The 3,219-nt window shown below is 38.6% G+C and carries 3 protein-coding genes and 3 tRNA genes; 5 read left to right on the top strand and 1 reads right to left on the bottom strand.

Annotated elements, in window-relative coordinates:
• On the top strand, positions 1 to 100 hold a 100-nt coding region (locus DPV97_RS09495), incomplete at its 5' end, for an IS3 family transposase (protein WP_133253116.1).
• A gap of 49 nt (positions 101 to 149) precedes the next feature.
• Here DPV97_RS09495 and hemL read toward each other — a convergent pair.
• Positions 150 to 1,433 (bottom strand): glutamate-1-semialdehyde 2,1-aminomutase, encoded by a 1,284-nt coding sequence (hemL, locus tag DPV97_RS09490; protein WP_070714906.1) that lies wholly within the window; start codon positions 1,431 to 1,433, stop codon positions 150 to 152.
• Positions 1,434 to 1,554: 121 nt separating this feature from the next.
• Here hemL and wecA point away from each other — a divergent pair, with 121 nt between their 5' ends.
• The 4 genes from wecA (at position 1,555) to DPV97_RS09470 (ending at position 3,085) form a co-directional block, all read left to right on the top strand.
• The gene (gene wecA / locus DPV97_RS09485) at positions 1,555 to 2,619 is read left to right on the top strand and encodes a UDP-N-acetylglucosamine--undecaprenyl-phosphate N-acetylglucosaminephosphotransferase (RefSeq protein ID WP_049363654.1); all 1,065 of its coding nucleotides are present in this window, start codon (positions 1,555 to 1,557) and stop codon (positions 2,617 to 2,619) included.
• 182 nt (positions 2,620 to 2,801) lie between these two features.
• A tRNA-Arg gene (locus DPV97_RS09480) sits at positions 2,802 to 2,878 on the top strand.
• A 30-nt stretch (positions 2,879 to 2,908) separates the two neighbouring features.
• A tRNA-His gene (locus DPV97_RS09475) sits at positions 2,909 to 2,984 on the top strand.
• A gap of 24 nt (positions 2,985 to 3,008) precedes the next feature.
• A tRNA-Pro gene (locus DPV97_RS09470) sits at positions 3,009 to 3,085 on the top strand.
• Positions 3,086 to 3,219: the final 134 nt, after the last annotated feature.

The raw sequence follows: 3,219 nt of genomic DNA, 5'->3' as shown, positions 1-3,219 counted from the left end.
TGCCGTCAGAGATTATTTGGATTACTATAATCACCGACGGATTCAACTAAAATTAAAAGGACTGAGTCCGATACAATATCGAAAACAATCCTTTAAATAACAGTCTAATTTTTTGGGGTCAGATCAAATTTAACCGCACTTTTTATATTTTAAGCCACTGCGGCAAATGCAATATCAGCGGCAGCAAGCGTTTTTTCAATGTCTTCATTTGTATGTGCTAAAGACATAAAGCCCGCTTCAAAAGCTGAAGGCGCAAGATAAACGCCTTGATCGAGCATTTTATGAAAGAACATTTTGAATTTTTCGGTATCACATTTCATGACTTCTGCATAAGAGGTAACTTGTTTTTGAGCAGTGAAGAAAATACCAAACATGCCGCCCACATGATTAATCACAAATGGCACATTGTGTTTTTGAGCTAATGCTTTTAAGCCATCGCAAAGTTTTGTGGTTAATTCTGCAAGGTGTTGTTCATTACCTGCTTTTTTCAATTCCGTTAAACAGGCTAAACCAGCAGCCATTGCAATCGGGTTACCTGAAAGAGTACCTGCTTGATAAACAGGACCGGTTGGTGCGAGGTGTTGCATAATCACTTTTTTACCGCCAACGGCACCCACTGGCATACCGCCACCAATGACTTTACCTAATGTGGTGAGATCAGGTGTTACACCATAATAAGCTTGTGCACCCGCAAGTGAAACACGGAAACCCGTCATGACTTCATCAATAATGAAAAGAGCACCATATTGGTCACAGATTTCACGGATGCCTTGTAAAAATCCTTCTTTTGGCGGAATACAGTTCATATTGCCTGCGACAGGTTCAATAATCACACAAGCAATGTCGTTAGGGAATTCTTCAAATAATTTTTTAACAGAATCAAGATTGTTATATTCTGCAGTTAAAGTGTGTTTTGCAAAATCTTCAGGCACACCTGGAGAGCTTGGTTGACCAAGTGTTAATGCACCCGAACCGGCTTTGACTAAAAGTGAATCAGAGTGACCGTGATAGCAACCTTCAAATTTTAAGATTTTGCTTCTATTTGTATAACCACGCGCAAGACGGATTGCTGTCATGGTTGCTTCAGTACCTGAACTCACCATACGAACCATTTCAATAGATGGTACAATTTCACAGACCAATTCTGCTAAATCAATTTCAGATGGTGTTGGTGCCCCAAAGCTTAAACCATTCTCAGCTGCTTTTAATACAGCATCTAAAATAGCAGGGTGGTTGTGACCTAAAATCATTGGTCCCCAAGAACCTACATAATCGATATATTGTTTGCCTTCGGTATCGTAAATGTAAGCGCCTTTGGCTTTTTGAATAAATACGGGTGTGCCACCTACGCCTTTAAAAGCACGAACAGGGGAGTTTACACCACCAGGAATAACTTCTTGTGCACGAGAGAAAAGTGCGGTTGATTTTGTCATGATTTTTAATCCTTATATTAAAAGTGGACATATTGTACTAAAAAACTGAATTTGAGAAAAATCTTTGTGTGCTGATTTTTCTTTATGTTATCCTTTGCAAAAAATTTTTAGGATACAAACTATGCTAAGTCTTATTGTAACTTTCTTAGGGGCATTTTTAACCTTGATTGTGATGCGACCAATTGCGAATAAAATTGGCTTGGTGGATAAACCAAATTATCGTAAGCGTCACCAAGGTGCGATTCCACTGATTGGCGGTGTTTCTCTTTTTATGGGAAACCTTTGCTATTATTTAATGGAGTGGGATCAACTTCGTTTACCTTATCTTTATATATTCAGTATCTTTATTCTACTCGCAATCGGTATCTTAGATGACCGCTTTGATATTAGCCCTTTCTTGCGTGCAGGGATTCAAGCGGTGCTTGCGATTTTAATGATCGATTTAGGTAATGTTTATTTAGATCATTTAGGCCAAATTCTCGGGCCGTTCCAATTAACACTTGGTTCTATCGGATTGATTATTACCGTATTTGCCACGATCGCGATTATTAATGCCTTTAATATGATTGATGGTATTGATGGATTGCTAGGTGGATTGTCTATTGTTTCATTTGCAGCTATTGGTATCTTGATGTTCCGTGATGGACAAATGGATATGGCATATTGGAGTTTTGGTTTAATTGTCGCGATTCTACCTTATTTATTATTAAATTTAGGGATTCCGTTCGGACCAAAATATAAAGTGTTCATGGGCGATGCAGGAAGTACTTTAATCGGCTTTACTATTATTTGGATTCTACTTTTAAGTACGCAAGGAAAAGGACATCCGATGAATCCAGTGACCGCACTTTGGATTATTGCTGTTCCTTTAATTGATATGGTGGCAATTATTTATCGTCGCTTACGCAAAGGAAAAAGTCCATTCCGCCCGGATCGCTTACACGTACACCACTTAATGGTTCGCGCTGGATTAACCTCTCGCCAAGCCTTTTTATTAATTACTCTCTTTGCGGCCATTTGTGCCACAATCGGAATTTTAGGCGAAGTCTTCTATATTAATGAATGGGCAATGTTTATTGCGTTTATTGTATTATTCTTCCTTTATGCTTATTCAATTACAAAAGCATGGAAAATCACCCGTTGGGTACGAAGAATGAAACGTCGCGCACGTCGTAACAAGCAATAAATGAAATAAAGAGGATAGCAATTTGCTATCCTTTTTTACGTTTTAGCATTAAAAATAAACGAATACATAATAAATTCTATACAAATTGAACAAAAATTTATCTTTTGATATTTTTTTTCAAAAAAGTGCTAGACAAGATATTTGGAAATCATTAATATACGCCCCTGCAACGACGCAGTAACGCGTTCGTAGCTCAGTTGGATAGAGCGTTGGCCTCCGGAGCCAAAGGTCGCAAGTTCGAATCTTGTCGAGCGCGCCAGAAGTCAATGCGGTAAACAACTAATCAATGGTGGCTATAGCTCAGTTGGTAGAGCCCTGGATTGTGATTCCAGTTGTCGTGGGTTCGAATCCCATTAGCCACCCCATCTTCTCTTAATTGAGAAATCTGACGGCGAGTAGCGCAGCTTGGTAGCGCAACTGGTTTGGGACCAGTGGGTCGTAGGTTCAAATCCTATCTCGCCGACCAATTTGTTTTTTTTGCTCTTTAACAATATATCAGACAATCTGTGTGGGCACTTGTTGATTGACTTGTTTTAAAAATATTTTTTAATTTTGAAGTCTTAATAGGTGCTAACTAGAAATTCATAATACTTTTTAAGT

Origin of the sequence: Haemophilus parainfluenzae (assembly GCF_003253005.1) — a bacterium.
Classification (GTDB): domain Bacteria; phylum Pseudomonadota; class Gammaproteobacteria; order Enterobacterales; family Pasteurellaceae; genus Haemophilus_D; species Haemophilus_D parainfluenzae_M.
The sequence above is the reverse complement of the archived record's forward strand: the minus strand, read 5'-3'. Positions and strand labels throughout refer to the sequence as shown.